Source organism: Halomonas sp. 3A7M, assembly GCF_014897875.1.
In the GTDB taxonomy this organism is placed as follows: domain Bacteria; phylum Pseudomonadota; class Gammaproteobacteria; order Pseudomonadales; family Halomonadaceae; genus Vreelandella.
Genome location: NZ_JABUZD010000160.1, coordinates 1 through 1,318, shown reverse-complemented (window position 1 = coordinate 1,318; position 1,318 = coordinate 1). Strand labels below are relative to the sequence as shown.

General features: G+C 65.4%; 2 protein-coding genes. Both read right to left on the bottom strand.

Annotation, left to right across the window (positions count from 1 at the left end; translation table 11 throughout):
• Positions 1-922: hypothetical protein (locus tag INT19_RS13870; RefSeq protein WP_226924655.1), on the bottom strand; the 922-nt coding region annotated here is incomplete at its 3' end.
• Positions 915-1,142, bottom strand: coding sequence for a heavy-metal-associated domain-containing protein (locus INT19_RS13865; protein WP_087010285.1), 228 nt, complete (start codon positions 1,140-1,142; stop codon positions 915-917). The genes INT19_RS13865 and INT19_RS13870, both read right to left, overlap by 8 nt.
• Positions 1,143-1,318: the final 176 nt, after the last annotated feature.

Sequence of the window (1,318 nt, the reverse complement as noted above, 5' to 3'; positions counted from 1 at the left end):
ACGCCCCGGCGACGACGGCCAGGAAGACGAACCCGGCAATGATGAGCCACCCCGTCAGCGAGGCGGTGATGTCGCCGCCGGCGAGTTTGAACACGGCGATGACGACATCGGTGATCACAATGACAGGGAGCGCGACGGCGCCAATCCGAAACAGTCGCCGCAGGGTCACAGGCAAGACCAGGCGCCCGGAGAGGATGCGCAGTGCCGCGACGGCGATCGCGCCAAGAAAGGCGTTCACAGCGATGGTCTGGAAAATCGCCGCATCGCTGCCGAAGTCATGATCTGGGCCCACGAGTACCTGACCGGTGACGACAGGCGCGAGCACGGCGATCGCTGTCGCCCAGAGTGAGATGAGCAGCCCCGTCCAGCGTTCCGCGAAGAACGAGACGAAGAAGACGATCAACGCCGCCAGGAAGCAGATCGTCCATGCCTTCGGGGCATAGCTCGCTTCCCAGAGAAACGGCAGAGCGCCGGGCGTCGCCAACCGCTCTAACGGCGTGCCGTTGGAGTCCAGTGCCTCGAAGACCACTAGAGCTCCGGCAAACAAACCCCACGCCCCGGAGGCGACCCGGAGCACGGAGATCTCGAAGCTGTCCGAGAGATACCGTGCCCGGCGGGCGGGCGCATCACGCAAGAACAGCACGTGTACCAGGGCACCGCTGGTCACCAGGGTGGCCAGGTGAGCGCCCGACAACAGCACGGTGGTGACAACGGCGACATCGACACCCGGGTAACCGACAAAGAGTCGCTCATAGGGTGCGTCGCCGAGTACGACGGCAACGGCGACCGGGAAGACCACAAGAACCGCGACGGCCACCGTGACAAGAACCGCAGCTACCGCGGCCAATGGCTTGCGGACGCGAGGGTCGGTGGCAGGTACGGGAGTTGCGGTGGAAGCGTGGGGGGCGCCGGTGTCAGACATTCGTGGCGGCGGGCCAGGTCCGCACGGTGTAGCCAGCGTCCTCTACGGCTGACTCCACCGCTACCCGTTCGAAGGGCGTCTCGTGGGTCACCTGGACACGACCGGAATCTGCGTCGACCTGGACATCAACGATGCCCGGAAGGGCCGACAGCTCTGCGGTGACGGCACGTTCGCAGTGCTCGCAGGTCATCCCGTTCACCTGGAACTCGAACTCGGCCATGACCACTCCTCTTGACGCCGAACAACTCCCCCTAACTCTACATCGTGTCGTAGACGGGGGTCGTCGGTGTAAGCGAAATCAGGCGTGTGCGAGGGCTGCGGCGCGGCTCTTCTTCGGTGTCTTCCACCGGCGGAGGGTGAGCCGGTCGGCGCGAAGCTCCAGTCCCGGGTCGGCTG